This window comes from Streptomyces sp. NBC_01012 (assembly GCF_045162755.1).
GTDB lineage: Bacteria > Actinomycetota > Actinomycetes > Streptomycetales > Streptomycetaceae > Streptomyces.
The window spans coordinates 1,326,583-1,342,585 of the sequence record NZ_CP108688.1 but is presented as its reverse complement, the minus strand read 5'-3'; the positions used below and the strand labels follow the sequence as shown (position 1 = coordinate 1,342,585).

Sequence of the window (16,003 nt, the reverse complement as noted above, 5' to 3'; positions counted from 1 at the left end):
CGCCGGGGCCGCCCTTGTGAAGGGTTTCCCTTGTCTTCCTCGCTTTCCCAGGCCTCGCTTTCCCAGGCCTCCACTTCGCAGGCCTCCACCCCGTCGCATCCGCTGGCCGCCTACGGCTGGGACGACGGATGGGCCGACACCTTCGCCCCGTACGCCGCGCAGGGACTCCTGCCGGGGCGCGTGGTGCGGGTGGACCGCGGTCTGTGCGACGTGGTCACCGAGCACGGCACCCTCAGGGCGGACACCGCCTTCGTGGTGCCCCGCGACCCGATGCGGATCGTCTGCACCGGGGACTGGGTGGCCGTCGACGCCGACGGCGACCCGCAGTTCGTCCGTACGCTCCTGCCCCGCCGCACCGCGTTCGTACGCTCGACGTCGTCGCAGCGCTCCGAGGGGCAGGTGCTCGCCACCAACATCGATCACATCGTCATCTGTGTCTCGCTCGCCGTCGAGCTGGACCTGGGACGTCTTGAGCGGTTCCTGGCGCTGGCCATGTCCAGCACCGAGGGCGCCGCACTGCTCGGTGACGGGGCCGGGCCGACGGAGCACCGGACGTACGAGGCGCAGCCGCTCGTGCTGCTCACCAAGGCGGACCTCGTCCCCGAGCCCGCCACGGTGTCCCACCTCGTGGAGGACATCGAGCGCCTCGCCCCCGGGGTGCAGGTGCTCCCCGTCAGCTCCACCACGGGCGAGGGCGTCGATGTGTTCGGCGCGATCGTCGGCGGCGGTACGAGCGTGCTGCTCGGGATCTCCGGCGCCGGCAAGTCGACCCTCGCCAACACGCTGCTCGGCGAGGACGCGATGCATGTGCAGGAAGCGCGGGAGGTGGACGGCAAGGGCCGGCACACCACCACCACGCGCAACCTCCTCGTGCTGCCCGGTGGCGGAGTCCTGATCGACACCCCCGGACTGCGCGGGGTCGGTCTCTGGGACGCGGAGGCCGGCGTCGGCCAGGTCTTCTCGGAGATCGAGGACCTGGCCGAACAGTGCCGTTTCCATGACTGCGCGCACGCGGCCGAACCCGGCTGTGCCGTGCTCGGCGCCGTCGAGGACGGGTCGTTGCCCGAACGCCGTCTCGTCAGCTACCGCAAGCTGCTCCGGGAGAACCACCGGATCGCGGCGAAGACGGACGCCAGGCTGCGCACCGAGACCCTGCGCGAATGGAAGCGCAGGGGCGCGGAGGGCCGGGCCGCCATGGAGCTGAAGCGCGGCAGGACGCGTTAGGCCGTGTGACGCCGGGGGCGGGGCGCGCCTGCCTCGCCCCCGGCGGTCCCGTGTCCGGCGGTCCTCAGCCCCAGAAGACGGCGCCCAGCCACCCTCCGACCACCAGAAGGCAGCAGAAGAGCTCCAGGAGCACCGAGTACCCCGTCGCCCGCATCACGGACCTGAGCGACGTCCAGCCCGCCGCCCCGCTGCCCAGGCGCAGGCGCTCCGCGCCGTAGACCGCGCCCACGTATCCCAGGACCCCGCCCACCACGGGGACCACGAAGAAGCCGGCGATGGCCGCGATCCCGCCGACCACCAGCGTCTTGCGCGGCGCCCCGGACTCGCGTGGGCGGCGCGAGGGCAGCAGCGCCTTCAGCGCCTGGTTCAGCAGGAGGAGACATGTCGCGCCGATCAGCACGCTCCAGGCGACCGGAGTCGGGTCGGTCAGCGCCCACCACAGGACCGCGGCCCAGACGATCGCCTGCCCCGGCACACCCGGCACCAGCACGCCCACCAGGCCGAGCAGCATCACCGCTCCGACGGCAACGAGCTGCCACACACTCATTCGACCAGGGTGCCGGAGTACGCCCGGTCCCGCCCGTCAGCGTGGGGCGCGGGCCACCCAGCCACGCTCGTACGCGTGCCAGCCGAGCTGGAGCCGGGTGGTGACCCCGGTGAGCTCCATCAGCCCCTTCACCCGCCGCTGGACCGTCCGCAGCCCCAGATCGAGCTGCTTCGCCACGCTCGCGTCCGTCAGACCGGCCAGCAGCAGCGAGAGGATCTCCAGATCGGTCGGATCCGCGCCCGGACCGTTCTCCTCGCTGATCCCGTTCCCGCCGAGCCGCACCGGCATCGCGTCCCGCCACACCGCCTCGAAGAGGCCCATCAGGGACTCCAGCAGCCCGCTCGCATGGATCACCAACGCGGCCGGCTCCGCCCCACGGCCGGTCAGCGGCACCATGGCCAGCGTGGCGTCGGAGACCACCAGCTTCGTCGGGACCCGGTCGACCACCCGGCACTGCTCGTCGCGGCCCAGCGCCGCCGACAGCTCCACGATCCCGGACGGCAGCGAGAGCACATCGCGCTCGACGACCACGCGGTAGGACACCCCGCGCATCGCCGCACGCTCCTCGGACTCGTTCTCCATCCCGGTCACCGCGACCGGCTTCCCCGTGACCAGTGCGCAGACCTCGGACGTGGCGCCCAGTTGCAGCTGATGGAAGCGGTGGGCCACCGCGCTCGCGCCCGTCACCACCTCCACCAGGTCGTGCACGGCGGGTTCCGCGGCCTCGGCGCGGTACTCCTCGGCGAGCAGCGCGGACGCCAGCTCCGCCTGTTCGAGCTCATGACGCTGCTGGGTCAGCAGCGCGCCCAGCGCGACCCCGGGCGGCGCGGCGACCCAGCGGTCCGCCCGTGACGAGGACTGGGCCACGAGCCCCCGCTGTTCCAGCCGGCGCAGCGCGCGCTCGGTGTCGGCCTCCGGCAGGGCCAGCCGGTGTGCGAGGTCGGAGAGCTCCGCGGCGCCGGCCGCGACCAGCGCCCGGTAGGCCGCCTCCTGTCTCTCGTCGAGACCTATCGCTGACAGCATCCTCGGCCCTCCCCGGATCGGTGCCCGCGCGTTCCCGCGCATGTCGGGCGGGGTGTGCCGTGGCGGGAAACAGCCACGGCGTAAACCCGCCGGGCCCATCATGCCCCGTCGCACTTGTCTCTCTGGCAATCTGGCGCCACCGCAGCAACAACCGCCCCACGGGTGGTGGGCTGAGCACACGGACCGGCCCGCCGGACGACCTTCCCGTGGGGGGTGGGGACGTCCGGCGGGTCTCCCCGGCCGGACCAGGGCGGATGCCACTTCCGGGCCAGTTTTCCGGATGAGCCGGTTTCGTGCGCCCCGCGCGGTCGACAATATGAGCATGAGTCAGCAGGGGGAGAAGCCCGCCGCCCACGAGGACGACTGGTGGCGCGCGCTGTACGACGAGGCCGCGCCGGACACCGGGCCGAGCAGCGCCGCCGACAGTCTCGACGACCGCTTCGACTCCGCGGCGGACGCCGTGGGCGGACCGGAAGCGGCCCAGGAGGCCGGGGAGACCCAGGAGGCGCGGTCCGCGCAGGTGGACGACCATCCGGTGGTGGTGCCGCTGCCGGATCCACGCCTGCCGGAGGCGAACCGCACACCGGAGCCGCCCGCGCCCGGGAGGCCGACGGCTGAGCGCCCCACGCCCGTCCGCCCCGCCCCGGAGCCGCCCGCGCCGCCCCCGGCCCCCGGCGCCATCGAGATCGGCCGCGCCCCCTGGGAGGCCCCCACCGGGCCCCCGCGGCCCCGGACCTTCGCCGTACGGGCACCTGCCGCGCCGGCGCCACCCGAGCCGCCGGAGGCCTCGGAGCCGCCGGTGCGCCCTGTCGTCGGACACCTGGGGGACCGGCCCCCCACCTACGACGCCGAGCCCGCCGCGCTGCCCGCATCCGGCCCCGGCGACCTCGACGACCTGGTCCCCGACACGGTCCTGGACGGCGCCAGGTACGGGACGTACACCCTGCGGGCCGCGTCCGTGCGCGGGGACTCGGCCCGCTTCCGGGGTGAGCCCCGGCGCGACGCCCTGCTCACCGCGCGCTTCGGCGACGGTGCGGGCGCCCTGGTCCTGGTCGCGGTGGCCGGCGGCGCCCGGGGCACGGAAGCGGGCCATCTCGCCGCTGCCGACGCCTGTCGCTGGATCGGCGGATCCGTCGCCCGCAGTCATGCCAGGCTCTCCGACGACATAAGGGCGGGACACCGCGGCGACCTCAAGGCAGGGCTGCACCGCCTCACCGACCGCACCCACGGCAAGCTGCGCGCCCGAGCCGCCGAGCTCGGCCTCGAACCCTTCGCGTACAGCTCCGGACTGCGCTGTCTGCTGCTGTCCGCCGACCCCGAGTGCCGCACCCGGGTCTTCTTCGGTATCGGACCCGGCGGGTTCTTCCGCCTCCGCGACGGGGTCTGGCAGGACCTCGACCCGGAGCTCCCCGCTGCCGACGGACAGGCGGGCGAGGAGAGCCCCGGCGGTGACCGGCTGACGATGGACCTGCAGATCACCACGCCCGCCTCCCCGTACGGCGAGCACCCGCCGCCACCACCGGCGGAGCCCTTCCGCTTCCATGTCTCCGTCGCCAGGCCCGGTGACACGCTGCTGCTCTGCGGGAACGGCATGGCCGAGCCGATGCGCGGTGAGCCCGCGCTCGCCGACGAGCTCGCGCGGCGCTGGGGCACCGGCGGTCCGCCCGGGCTGCCCGCCTATCTGGCCGACACCCAGCTGAGGACCAAGGGGTACGCCGACGACCGTACGACCGCCGCGGTCTGGGAGGCGTAACCCGGCGCGCCGTGGGTTGATGGACTCACGGACAGCCGGAGGCAGAGAGGTCGAGCACCCATGGCCAAGCAGAACGTGTCGGAACAGTTCGTCGACATCCTCGCGCGGGCGGGGGTCAAGCGGCTGTACGGCGTCGTCGGCGACAGTCTCAACCCGGTGGTCGACGCCGTCCGGCGTCACGCCGGCATGGAGTGGGTGCAGGTCAGGCACGAGGAGACCGCCGCGTTCGCGGCAGGCGCCGAGTCCCAGATCACCGGCACCCTCGCCGCCTGCGCCGGGTCGTGCGGTCCTGGCAATCTCCACCTGATCAACGGCCTGTACGACGCCCACCGCTCCATGACCCCGGTGCTCGCCCTCGCCTCGCACATCCCGTCCAGCGAGATCGGCCTCGGCTACTTCCAGGCGACGCACCCCGAGCTGCTCTTCCAGGAGTGCAGCCACTACAACGAGATGATCTCCAACCCGCAGCAGATGCCGCGGCTCCTCCAGACGGCGATCCAGCACGCGATCGGCCGAGGCGGTGTCAGCGTCGTCTCGATGCCCGGTGACATCGCCTCCCAGCCGGCCCCCGAGAAGTCGATCGAACACGCCCTGGTCACCTCGCGGCCCTCCGTGAAGCCCGGTGACGAGGAGATCGACAAGCTCTGCGCCATGATCGACGCGGCCAAACGGGTGACGCTGTTCTGCGGAAGCGGTACGGCGGGCGCGCACGCCGAGGTCATGGAGTTCGCCGAGCGGGTGAAGGCCCCGGTCGGTCACGCGCTGCGCGGCAAGGAGTGGATCCAGTACGACAACCCGTACGACGTGGGCATGAGCGGGCTGCTCGGCTACGGCGCCGCCTACGAGGCCACCAACGAGTGCGATCTGCTGATCCTGCTGGGCACCGACTTCCCGTACAACGCGTTCCTCCCGACGGACGTGAAGATCGTCCAGGTCGATGTGCGCCCCGAGCACCTGGGCCGGCGGTCCAAGCTCGATCTCGCCGTCTGGGGCGACGTCCGCGAGACGCTGCGCGCGCTCACCCCGCGTGTGAAGGCCAAGACCGACCGCAAGTTCCTCGACCGGATGCTGAAGAAGCACGCCGACGCGCTCGAAGGCGTGGTCAAGGCGTACACCCGCAAGGTCGAGAAGCACGTCCCGATCCATCCCGAGTACGTCGCCTCGGTCCTCGACGAACTCGCTGACGACGACGCCGTGTTCACCGTCGACACCGGTATGTGCAATGTGTGGGCTGCCCGCTATCTCACGCCCAACGGCAAGCGCAGGGTCATCGGTTCGTTCAGCCACGGCTCCATGGCGAACGCGCTGCCGCAGGCGATCGGGGCGCAGTTCACCGACCGCGACCGGCAGGTCGTGTCGATGTCGGGCGACGGCGGATTCACCATGCTGATGGGCGACTTCCTCACGCTCGTCCAGTACGACCTGCCGGTCAAGGTCGTCCTGTTCAACAACTCCTCGCTCGGCATGGTCGAGCTGGAGATGCTGGTCGCCGGACTGCCCTCGTTCGGTACGACCAACAAGAACCCCGACTTCGCCGAGCTCGCCCGGGCTGCCGGGGCCTACGGGGTGCGTGTCGAGAAGCCCAAGCAGCTGGAGGGCGCGCTGAAGGACGCCTTCAAGCACAAGGGCCCCGCACTCGTCGATGTGGTCACCGACCCGAACGCCCTCTCCATCCCGCCGAAGATCAGCGCGGACATGGTCACCGGCTTCGCGCTCTCCGCCAGCAAGATCGTCCTGGACGGCGGGGTCGGCAGGATGCTCCAGATGGCACGCTCCAACATCCGCAACGTGCCGCGCCCCTGAACCGGGAGCCGCGGGGGCCGGGCCGGGCACCCGCGGCTCCCTCGGTACTGTGAGGCCATGCGACCGACCCCTCCCACCGGCGACGGCCAGGCGCCCGCCACCCGCGGGCCCGGAGCCGCACCGTGACCAGGGAGACCCGCACCGTGCCGGAGCAGGACCCGGGAGCGGTCCGCACGCCGTTCGTCATCCACGGTTACGACGAGACCGTCACGCGCGACACCAGCTGGAACGCGCACGGCCACCCCTGGGACGAACTCCTCTGGAACGAGCGCGGCGCCTCCATGGCCGTGGTGGGCGCGCGGGCCTGGACCATCACCCCGACCCTGGGCCTGTGGATGCCGGCCGGCACCCTGCACTCCGGCTCTGCGGTCGCCGGTACGTGGTTCCGTGCGACCTTCTTCGACCGTGCCGTCACCCCCTCGCTCTCCGACGTCCCCGTGGCCGTGGAGATCACGCCGCTGCTCCGCCTGCTGCTGGAGCGGCTCGGCGACACCGGCCTTGACGCGGGTTCCCGGGCCGCCACCGAGGCGATGGTGCTCGATGTGCTGACTCCGTCGACCCGGGAGCTGCTGGTCCAGGTCCCGACATCGCCGCTGCTGCGCCCGATCGCCGACGCCGTGCGCGAGAATCCCGGCGATCAGCGGACGCTGTCGCGGTGGGCGGCCGAGCTGGGCGTGAGCACCCGCACGGTGACCAGGGCCTTCAACGCCGAGACCGGCACCAGCTTCGCGCGCTGGGTCGCCGGCGTCAGGGCGCAGCACGCGGTCGGGCTCCTCACCCGTGGCTGGGCGGTGGAGGTGGTCGCCGAGGAGGTCGGCTACCGCTCGGCGAGTGCCTTCGGCGCCGCTTTCCGGCGTACGACGGGGCTGACGCCGGGGGCGTTCCGGGCTCGCTGAGGTCCCTGCCCTGCCCCGGTGTCCCGATCGCTACAACGAATGTCTGAAACGGCTGATTGCGACAACCCTGTGTGTTCCATAAGGTCAAAGGAAAGCCAAGCCTTACCTAACTTTATGCGCTCAGCCATCCCGAACTGGAGTACGGATCCATGCGTCCACACCGCCTTCGCGTAGTCGCCGTCGCGGCTGCCCTGCTGGTGGGCCTCACGGCCTGCGGCGGGGAGTCCGATTCCAAGAAGGACGAGAGCGGCAAGGCCGGCTCCGAGGCGTTCCCGGTCACGATCGAGCACGCGCTGGGCAAGACCACGATCCCGTCCAAGCCCGAGCGTGTGGCCACGGTGAACTGGGCCAACCACGAGGTGCCGCTGGCCCTCGGCGTCGTGCCTGTCGGGATGGCCGCCGCGAACTTCGGTGACGATGACGACGACGGTGTCCTGCCCTGGGTCGCGGACAAGCTCAAGGAGCTGGACGCCAAGACCCCGGTCCTGTTCGACGAGACCGACGGCATCGACTTCGAAGCCGTGGCGGACACCGAACCCGACGTCATCCTCGCCTCCTACTCCGGGCTGACGAAGCAGGACTACGAGACGCTGAGCGACATCGCCCCCGTGGTGGCGTACCCGGAGGCGGCGTGGGCCACTCCGTGGCGCGAGATCATCGAGATGAACAGCAAGGCGATCGGCCTCGCCGACGAGGGCGAGAAGCTGATCGACGAGGTCGAGGGCGACATCAAGAAGACCGTCGCCAAGTACCCGCAGCTGAAGGGGAAGTCGGCGATGTTCATGACGCACGTCGACCCCAACGACGTGAGTGAGATCGGCTTCTACACGTCCCACGACACCCGCACCCTGTTCTTCGAGGACCTCGGTCTGAAGATCCCCGGCAGCATCGCCGAGGCGTCGAAGGGCACGGACAAGTTCGCGCTGACCAAGAGCGCGGAGCAGATCGACGCGTTCGACGACGTCGACATCATCACCGGTTACGGCGACGACAAGGGCGACCTGCTCAAGACGTTGCAGAAGGACCCGCTGCTGTCGAAGATCCCCGCCGTGAAGAACGGTTCGGTCTACCTCCTGCCGGGCAGCGCCCCGCTGGCCACCGCCGCGAACCCCACGCCGCTGTCGATCTCCTGGGTGCTGGAGGACTACGTGGCCGAGCTCGCCAAGGCCGCGGACAAGGTCAAGTGACGACGCTCGACACCCGACACACGCCGGACGCCGCCCTGGTGCGGCGTCCGGCACGTGTCCGGATCCTGTGGCTCCTGCTGACCCTCGTGGTGCTGGCCGTGGTGGCGGTGCTCTCGGTCGCCGTCGGCTCGCGCACCGTGGCCTGGTCCGACGTCTGGAGCGCGCTCGGCGGCGCGGACGGCACGCTGGAGCAGGCGGCCGTCACGAAGCGGATCCCGCGCACCCTGCTGGCCGTCGTGATCGGCGCCGCGCTCGGCCTCTCGGGCGGCGTGATGCAGGGGGTGACGCGCAATCCGCTGGCCGACCCCGGCATCCTCGGCGTCAACATGGGCGCGTCACTGGCCGTGGTCACCGGGGTCGCCTTCTTCGGGCTCACCTCGCCGACCGGGTACGTATGGGTCGCCATGGCAGGGGCGGCGGCCTCGGCCGTTTTCGTCTACACCGTCGGCTCCCTGGGGCGAGGCGGGGCCACCCCCCTCAAGCTCGCCCTCGCGGGCGCCGCCACCTCCGCTGCGTTCGCCTCGCTGGTGACCGCCGTCGTCCTGCCCCGCAACGACATCTCGGGGTCCTTCCGGCTCTGGCAGATCGGCGGGGTCGGAGGCGCCTCCTTCGAACGCATCGGGCATGTGCTGCCGTTCCTCGGCGTCGGCGCCCTGATCTGTCTGCTCTCCGCGCGGGCGCTGAACTCGCTCGCCCTGGGCGACGAACTCGCGGCGGGACTCGGCGAACGCGTCGCAGTCGCCCGCGCCACGGCGGCCGTGGGCGCCGTCGTCCTGTGCGGCGCGGCGACGGCGGCCGCCGGACCCATCGCCTTCGTCGGACTCGTCGTCCCGCACGCGTGCCGGATGATGGTCGGCGTCGACCACCGCTGGCTGCTGCCGTTCTCCGCGGTGACCGGGGCCGTGCTGCTGACCGCGGCCGATGTCGTCGGACGGGTCGTGGCCCGCCCCTCGGAGGTCGACGTGGGCATCGTGACGGCCCTGATCGGCGCCCCGTTCTTCATCTACACCGTCCGCCGTCAGAAAGTGCGTGCCCTGTGAGCGCCCCCGCCGTCACCCGGCCCTCCGTCCTTCGCGAGGTCACCCGCGGACGCGTCAGGAACGCCTCCCGCCGACGCCTGATCGCGCTGGTCCTCCTGGTGCTCGTCGTCGCCGTGTTCGCCGTGACGCTGATGGCCGGGAAGACCTTCTACCCTCCGGGCGACGTCCTCAGGGTGATCCTCGGGGAGCAGGTGCCCGGGGCGTCGTTCACCGTCGGACGGCTGCGGCTGCCACGCGCCGTGCTCGCGGTGGTGGCCGGGTTCAGCTTCGGCATGGCGGGTGTCACCTTCCAGACGATGCTGCGCAACCCGCTCGCCAGCCCCGATGTCATCGGGATCAGCTCCGGTGCGAGCGCCGCGGCGGCCATCGCGATCGTGACCCTGTCGCTCGACGAGACCCAGGTGTCGGTCCTCGCGATCGTCGCCGCCCTCGTCGTGGCGCTGCTGGTGTACACGCTGGCGTTCCGCGACGGGGTCGTCGGCACACGCCTCATCCTGATCGGCATCGGGATCTCCGCGATGCTCGACAGCGTCACCTCGTACGTGCTGTCCCGCGCCGCCGAGTGGGACCTCCAGGAGGCCACGCGCTGGCTGACGGGCAGTCTGAACGGTGTGGGCTGGGACCAGGTCGTGCCCGCCGTGGTCGCGCTCGCCGTGCTGACCCCCGTGTTGCTGTCGCAGGGCCGCAACCTGTCCGCCCTGCGGCTGGGCGACGACACCGCCTCGGCTCTCGGGGTCCGCGTCGAACGCACCAGGATCACGGTCATCGTCGCCGCCGTCGGGCTGATCGCCTTCGCGACGGCCGCCGCCGGACCCATCGCGTTCGTGGCGTTCCTGTCCGGGCCGATCGCGGCCAGGATCGTGGGGGCGGGGGGCTCCCTCCTGGTGCCGGCCGGTCTTGTCGGCGCGCTCCTGGTCCTCGTCGCCGACTTCGCGGGTCAGTTCGCCTTCGACACCCGCTACCCGGTCGGCGTCGTCACCGGGGTGCTCGGCGCGCCGTACCTCGTCTATCTGATTGTCCGCACCCATCGGGCTGGAGGCTCGATATGACCACGTCCCACTCCCTCAACGCCGAGCGTCTGACGCTCGGTTACAGCGACCGCGTGGTCGTCGAGTCCCTCGACCTGACGGTGCCGCCCGGCAAGGTCACGGTGATCGTCGGGGCCAACGCCTGCGGAAAGTCGACCCTGCTGCGCTCGATGTCACGGCTGCTCGCGCCCCGCGAGGGGCAGGTGCTCCTGGACGGCAGACAGGTGCACCGGATGCCGGCCAAGGAACTCGCCCGCACCCTGGGGCTGTTGCCGCAGTCACCGATCGCGCCCGAAGGCATCACCGTGCTGGACCTGGTGGGCCGGGGGCGCCACCCCCACCAGGGTGTCTTCACCCGGTGGAGCGAGAAGGACGACGCCGCGGTGGCCTCCGCCCTGGAGACCACGCAGACCGCGGAGCTCGCCGACCGCGCGGTGGACGAGCTCTCGGGCGGTCAGCGGCAACGCGTCTGGATCGCCATGGCGCTGGCGCAGCAGACCGATCTGCTGCTGCTCGACGAGCCCACCACGTTCCTCGACGCCAGCCATCAGATCGAGGTGCTCGACCTGCTGACCGATCTCAACAGGACCCGGGGGACGACGGTCGTGATGGTGCTGCACGATCTCAACCTGGCCGCCAGGTACGCGGATCACCTCATCGCCATCGCGGCGGGGAGCATTCATGGCGCGGGCACCCCAGCGGAGGTGCTCACCGAGGAGACGGTCGAGACGGTGTTCGGTCTGCGGAGCCGCATCATCGATGACCCGGTCTCGGGCAAGCCGCTGATGCTGCCCATCGGCCGGCACCATGTGCTCAGCGAGTCCTGCGCGTCCTCACAGCAGGCGTAGGGTCCCGGGCCCGGTCCGTTCGCCGACGATCCCGACGAGCTGGTCGAAGAGCGTCGGACCGCGGCCCGCCCTGGCATCGGCGAGCTCCCGCTCGATCCGGGCACGGTTGGTGGGGTGCGCCCGGGTGAGCAGACCGGCAAGCCGGCGGGCGGTCTCCTCGTGGCCCAACGCGCGGGCGGAGCGGGCGTGGTCGTGCCACTCGATGACGAAGGACTCGTCCCGCGGGGTGCCGAGACCCCCGACACAGTCCGCGAAGGCGTCGAGATTGCGGCCGAAGTAGCCGCCGGGCCCGTTCACCGCCTCGCCGATCACGTCCCAGAAGCTGTCCAGGCCGGTGATGCGGGAGCCGTCGATCACATAGGTCACGGTCATGCGTGGAGCGTACAAGCGCGCTTCCTGACGCCGGCCCGATGGCCCGCGCCGCAGGTGGGGGACTACGGCGCGGACCTGACCGGGGGAGTGCGGGATATCAGCAGCCGTGGTCGACCAGGTCGAAGGACTCGTAGTGGTCCGCGGTGTAGTAGTCCTCCTCGGTGGCCTCACCCGTCACGATCCGGCGGGCGCCGCGGTCCGACGAACCGGGCGTGATGACCGTGTACTCGTGGTAGTAGCCGGTGCTCTGGCTCGGCAGCAGTGCCTCGCGGTTCTGGAAGACGGTGCCGTCCTGGTCGTACGGGAACGGGCCGCCCGCGTCGATGAGGTCGAGCGTGTCGTGGGCCTGGGAGGGCAGCGCGGAGTAGCAGACGCTGCCGACCGCGGTGGTCGAGGGAGCCGTCGCCGCCGATGCGGCGACCGGGCCGCCGACGAAGAGGACGGACATGAGGGCGGCGATGCCGCCGAGCGTGGTGATCCGTGGGGGGATTCGCATGTCCACCATGATGACGCGCGTAGATCCCCATCCGTCAACGCCAACACGGGTGAATTTTTTGAAAGTTAACCGTGAGTACGCAAACGTAATGCGCCGGCCGCCCGGACGGGGTTGCGCAGCGGTCCGTTCATATGTTGACGCCCGGGGACGCGTGACCGCGGCTCTGCGGGGCATGCATCCGTGGAGGCGTTCGAGACATGACGGCATGAACCGGAATCAAGGGAGGCCGATTCAGCATGCTTACGGGGGACATGACGAGGCGACAGGAGAGCCGTCCGACACGGCTGCACCGCAGACTCGGGAACGCCGATCTGTCGGCGGTGGGGGAGATGCGGGCCGCGCTGCGGGACTTCATGCGCCGGCGCGGCCGCCCTCAGGAGACGGAAGTGGCCGAGCTCCTGCTCAGCGAGCTGGTCACGAACGCGCTCATCCATACGAGAAACGGCGCCGTGGTCACGGTGACCTCGGCGCAGGCGCGACTGCGGGTCGAGGTGCGCGACTTCCTCACCGGGCAGGAGCCCACACCGTACGTACCGAACGCCGACGACGGTACGCACGGCAGAGGACTGCTTCTCGTCCAGAGCCTGGCGGACTCCTGGGGAGTCACGGCGCAGGCGCTGGGCAAGGTGGTCTGGTTCGAGCTGGACGCCGGGATCGCCTGACGCCTCGCCTCAGCCGAACTGCTGTTCCAGGTCCTTGAGTTTCTGCTCCAGCGAGTCGAGCCGGGGCAGGGCCTGGGTGTCGTCCTCGGCGACGGGTTCGGCGGTGCCCTGCTCGCCGGCCACGGTGGTCTGCGCCGAAGCGGCCCTGGGAGTCGCGCCGTTCACCGCTTGCAGGGAAGGCCGGGGGCGAAGGGGCAGCTGCCCGGGTTCCGTCGCGGCGGGTTCCACCGCGGCCGGGACGCCGCTCTGTGCGCGGGCGATGGCCGCCTGGGCGTCCATCTGGCGGCCGATGCGGGCGCCGCGCCCCCAGACCCGGTGCTGCCGGTTCAGGGCCTTGATCTGGGCCCGGTCCAGCTTCGCCTGGTCCCTCCTGCGGAGCCGGTCCTGCTCCTTCTCCTGCCGGTCCTCGCGGACGTCGTCCACGGCCTCGTCGAGGCTGCGTACGCCCTCCAGGAGCATCAGCGACCAGGCGCCGAAGGTCTCCCTGGGCGCGCGCAGCCACCGTACGATCCGGATCTGCGGCAGCGGGCGGGGCACCAGGCCCTGCTCGCGCAGCGCCGCCCTGCGGGTCTGCTTCAGCGCGCGGTCGAACAGCACCGCGGCCGAGAGCGACATCCCCGCGAAGAAGTGGGGTGCGCCCGCGTGCTCCATGCCCCGCGGCGCGTGCACCCAGTTGAACCAGGCGGCGGCACAGGCGAACGTCCACACCAGCAGCCGGGATCCGAGGGCGGCGTCACCGTGGCTGGCCTCGCGCACGGCGAGGACCGAGCAGAACATCGCCGCCCCGTCGAGGCCGAAGGGCACGAGGTACTCCCAGCCCCCCGAGAGGTTGAGGTTTTGCCGGCCGAAGCCGACGAGGCCGTGGAAGGAGAGAGCTGCGGCGACCGCGGCACAGCAGAACAGCAGGACGTACGAGGCGGTCGCGTAGAGGGCTTCCTTGCGCCTGCGGCGCTCCTCGCTGCGTTCCCAGCTGTCGTCGGCCGCGGACTTGTCAGCGGCACGCCTGCCGCGTGCGACCACCGTCACCGCCGCCAGTACCCCCACGAGCAGTACGGCGCCCGGAAGCAACCAGTCGAGCGAGATGTCGGTCAGTCTCATGCGCGTCCCTTGCGTCACGGAGGGCGTTTCGGGCGCCATTGTGGCTGAAATGCCGTCTCTCGCAGACGGTTTCAGAGGTCCGGGACCCTATTGGGGGGATTGGACGTCCCGATAGGCCTAATCGGCTCGAACTGCCGCTCGATGAGCCTGAGTTGCGTTCGAATTACAGTCGCCCTGCCGGGTGGTGTGAGCGCCGCCGTGTGGCTCAGTGGCTCAGGTGGCGGGCGTGAGCTTGCGGACGCGGTCGGCGTCGCAGGTGCGCGGGCAGGTGACGCAGGTGTCCTCGGGGCGCAGCGTGTAGAAGAGGCAGCAGCTCGCGCGGTCGCGGGTGGGGAGCGATTCGCCGTCGGGGCCGGTGAGTTCACGGAAACCCGCCGTGCCCACGTACGGCTCGGTGGTGCCCGGCAGAAGCAGTTCGAGCTCCCTCATCGCGCGGCTCTCCTCGCCGAGCAGATGGGCGATGTACCAGAGTCCCTCGACGATCTCGTCCGTCGCCATGCCCCACAGGGCGCGCTTCCCGCGCCGCATGCGTGGCCGGAATCCGTCCAGTACCGGGCCGAGGTGCTGCGCCACGGCGTCCAGGACCTCGGCCCGCAGCGCCGACTCGTCGGGGACGACGCGGGCGCCGGGCAGCTCCGCAGCGGGGTCGTCGGGCAGGCAGGCGAACTCGCCGACGCGCAGGGTCAGATGGCCCAGGCCCCGGTGGAAGGAGACGTCGGAGGCCGGGATCCGCGGCACCCGGCGGTGTGTGAACCACGGCAGGGTCACCAGGAGACAGGCCGGCCAGGCGTACCGGTGCAGTCCGAAGCTCGCCACCACGTCGGGGCGCGCCCGGGTGCCGTAGTCCCGCAGCACCTGCGCCTCGTCCCAGGCCAGGAATTCGTCCAGCGCCCCGCCGCCTGCCGCCAGCTCGGCGGCGCCGACCCATCCGCCGCCCGAGGGCGCCGCGACGTGGTCGGGCAGCACCTCGGCGCGCAGTCCGGGGAAGACCTCGGCCAGACGTGTGTACGCCGCCGTCAGGGGGGACGGGGCGGTCGCGGCGAGCAGGACGGGCACGGTCATTCAGGGACCACCGAATCACGATCTTCTAGAGGTAAGGCTTACCTTACCCGAAGAGATCGGTGTTTGAACTGAGACCCGCTCCGCCTATCGTGCACAAGGGGCCCGGCGCGCGCGAGCCGGACCCGCCAGTGCGAGGAGGTTCCCGGTGGAGCAGGGCAGAGCGCGTGAGGACGTGCGGCCGTACGCGTCGGCGGGCACCCCGCTGGATGTCCGCGTGCCCGAACAGGTGCGTGCCGAACAGGTACGCGGTGAACGGGTGCGCGGCGAACAGGTGCGTGATGAACGCGTGCGTGGCGAGCACACCCACAGCGAGCCGCCCGCACCCCGTGCGGTCCAGCGGCACTCCGTACGCGGCCAGATCCTGGACGCCCTGCGCACCGCGCTGGTCGGCGGGGAGCTGGCCCCGGGCGAGGTCTACTCGGCCCCGGCGCTCGGCGCCCGTTTCGGGGTCTCCGCGACCCCGGTGCGTGAGGCGATGCAGCAGCTGGCCGTCGAGGGCGCCGTTGAGGTCGTGCCGAACCGCGGCTTCCGGGTGAGCGAGCGCGGTCCCCGTGAGCTGGCGGAGCTCGCCGAGGTGCGCGCGCTGATCGAGGTCCCCGTCATGCTGCGGCTGGCCCGCGCGGTTCCGGCGGCCCGCTGGTGCGCGCTGCGTCCGCTGGCCGATGCCACGGTCGCGGCGGCGGCCGTCGGCGACCGCGCGGCGTACGCGGACAGCGACCGCGCCTTCCACGGCGCCGTGCTCGCGCTGGCGGGGAACCAGCAGCTCGTCGCGGTCGCCGACGACCTCCACCGCAGGTCCCAGTGGCCCCTGGCCGACAGCCGTGCGGGCCACGGGGCCGAGCTGCTCGCCGATGCCTCGGAGCACATCGCGCTCCTCGACGCGCTCATCGCCCAGGACCTGACGGTGGTGCGGTCCCTCGTACGGGAACACTTCAACGGCGCCGACGTCTGACGTCCGAGACGG

Annotated in this window: 16 protein-coding genes; 10 read left to right on the top strand and 6 right to left on the bottom strand. The window is 71.6% G+C overall.

Going from position 1 to position 16,003, the window contains the following annotated elements:
* Positions 1 to 30: 30 nt before the first annotated feature.
* A complete protein-coding gene (gene rsgA / locus OG623_RS05780; RefSeq protein ID WP_406144865.1) occupies positions 31 to 1,224 on the top strand; it encodes a ribosome small subunit-dependent GTPase A in 1,194 nt (397 codons plus the stop codon).
* Positions 1,225 to 1,288: 64 nt separating this feature from the next.
* On the opposite strand, the gene OG623_RS05775 is transcribed toward rsgA, so the two are convergent.
* Both OG623_RS05775 and OG623_RS05770 read right to left on the bottom strand, forming a co-directional pair.
* Positions 1,289 to 1,771 (bottom strand): DUF456 domain-containing protein, encoded by a 483-nt coding sequence (locus tag OG623_RS05775; protein WP_406144863.1) that lies wholly within the window; start codon positions 1,769 to 1,771, stop codon positions 1,289 to 1,291.
* Positions 1,772 to 1,807: 36 nt separating this feature from the next.
* Positions 1,808 to 2,794 carry a helix-turn-helix domain-containing protein gene (locus tag OG623_RS05770; RefSeq protein ID WP_406144861.1) on the bottom strand — a complete coding sequence of 329 codons (987 nt, stop codon included), beginning with the start codon at positions 2,792 to 2,794 and terminating at the stop codon, positions 1,808 to 1,810.
* A 322-nt stretch (positions 2,795 to 3,116) separates the two neighbouring features.
* On the opposite strand from OG623_RS05770, the gene OG623_RS05765 reads away from it, so the two are divergent.
* The 7 genes from OG623_RS05765 (at position 3,117) to OG623_RS05735 (ending at position 11,349) form a co-directional block, all read left to right on the top strand.
* Positions 3,117 to 4,547 (top strand): protein phosphatase 2C domain-containing protein, encoded by a 1,431-nt coding sequence (locus OG623_RS05765; RefSeq protein ID WP_406144859.1) that lies wholly within the window; start codon positions 3,117 to 3,119, stop codon positions 4,545 to 4,547.
* A 60-nt stretch (positions 4,548 to 4,607) separates the two neighbouring features.
* Positions 4,608 to 6,350, top strand: a complete 1,743-nt coding sequence (locus OG623_RS05760) for a pyruvate dehydrogenase (protein ID WP_406144857.1) — start codon at positions 4,608 to 4,610, stop codon at positions 6,348 to 6,350.
* 122 nt (positions 6,351 to 6,472) lie between these two features.
* A complete protein-coding gene (locus OG623_RS05755) occupies positions 6,473 to 7,246 on the top strand; it encodes a helix-turn-helix domain-containing protein (RefSeq protein ID WP_406144855.1) in 774 nt (257 codons plus the stop codon).
* A gap of 149 nt (positions 7,247 to 7,395) precedes the next feature.
* On the top strand, positions 7,396 to 8,433 hold the full coding sequence (locus tag OG623_RS05750) for an iron-siderophore ABC transporter substrate-binding protein (protein WP_406144853.1): 1,038 nt from the start codon (positions 7,396 to 7,398) through the stop codon (positions 8,431 to 8,433).
* On the top strand, positions 8,430 to 9,473 hold the full coding sequence (locus OG623_RS05745; protein WP_406144850.1) for a FecCD family ABC transporter permease: 1,044 nt from the start codon (positions 8,430 to 8,432) through the stop codon (positions 9,471 to 9,473). Before OG623_RS05750 ends, OG623_RS05745 begins: the two co-directional genes overlap by 4 nt.
* Positions 9,470 to 10,522, top strand: a complete 1,053-nt coding sequence (locus OG623_RS05740) for a FecCD family ABC transporter permease (RefSeq protein WP_406144848.1) — start codon at positions 9,470 to 9,472, stop codon at positions 10,520 to 10,522. Before OG623_RS05745 ends, OG623_RS05740 begins: the two co-directional genes overlap by 4 nt.
* On the top strand, positions 10,519 to 11,349 hold the full coding sequence (locus OG623_RS05735; RefSeq protein WP_406144846.1) for an ABC transporter ATP-binding protein: 831 nt from the start codon (positions 10,519 to 10,521) through the stop codon (positions 11,347 to 11,349). Before OG623_RS05740 ends, OG623_RS05735 begins: the two co-directional genes overlap by 4 nt.
* On the opposite strand, the gene OG623_RS05730 is transcribed toward OG623_RS05735, so the two are convergent.
* Both OG623_RS05730 and OG623_RS05725 read right to left on the bottom strand, forming a co-directional pair.
* Entirely contained in the window at positions 11,335 to 11,721 is a 387-nt protein-coding gene (locus OG623_RS05730) for a barstar family protein (RefSeq protein ID WP_406144845.1), read from the bottom strand. The genes OG623_RS05735 and OG623_RS05730 overlap by 15 nt on opposite strands.
* Positions 11,722 to 11,818: 97 nt before the next feature.
* Entirely contained in the window at positions 11,819 to 12,217 is a 399-nt protein-coding gene (locus OG623_RS05725) for a ribonuclease domain-containing protein (protein WP_406144843.1), read from the bottom strand.
* A 251-nt stretch (positions 12,218 to 12,468) separates the two neighbouring features.
* On the opposite strand from OG623_RS05725, the gene OG623_RS05720 reads away from it, so the two are divergent.
* On the top strand, positions 12,469 to 12,879 hold the full coding sequence (locus OG623_RS05720) for an ATP-binding protein (protein WP_406144841.1): 411 nt from the start codon (positions 12,469 to 12,471) through the stop codon (positions 12,877 to 12,879).
* Positions 12,880 to 12,888: 9 nt separating this feature from the next.
* On the opposite strand, the gene OG623_RS05715 is transcribed toward OG623_RS05720, so the two are convergent.
* Positions 12,889 to 13,977, bottom strand: a complete 1,089-nt coding sequence (locus OG623_RS05715) for a DUF2637 domain-containing protein (protein WP_406144839.1) — start codon at positions 13,975 to 13,977, stop codon at positions 12,889 to 12,891.
* Positions 13,978 to 14,190: 213 nt separating this feature from the next.
* Positions 14,191 to 15,039, bottom strand: a complete 849-nt coding sequence (locus OG623_RS05710; RefSeq protein ID WP_406144837.1) for a (2Fe-2S)-binding protein — start codon at positions 15,037 to 15,039, stop codon at positions 14,191 to 14,193.
* A 145-nt stretch (positions 15,040 to 15,184) separates the two neighbouring features.
* Here OG623_RS05710 and OG623_RS05705 point away from each other — a divergent pair, with 145 nt between their 5' ends.
* Complete coding sequence (locus OG623_RS05705) at positions 15,185 to 15,991, top strand: GntR family transcriptional regulator (RefSeq protein WP_406144835.1); 807 nt, start codon at positions 15,185 to 15,187, stop codon at positions 15,989 to 15,991.
* Positions 15,992 to 16,003 lie beyond the last annotated feature (12 nt).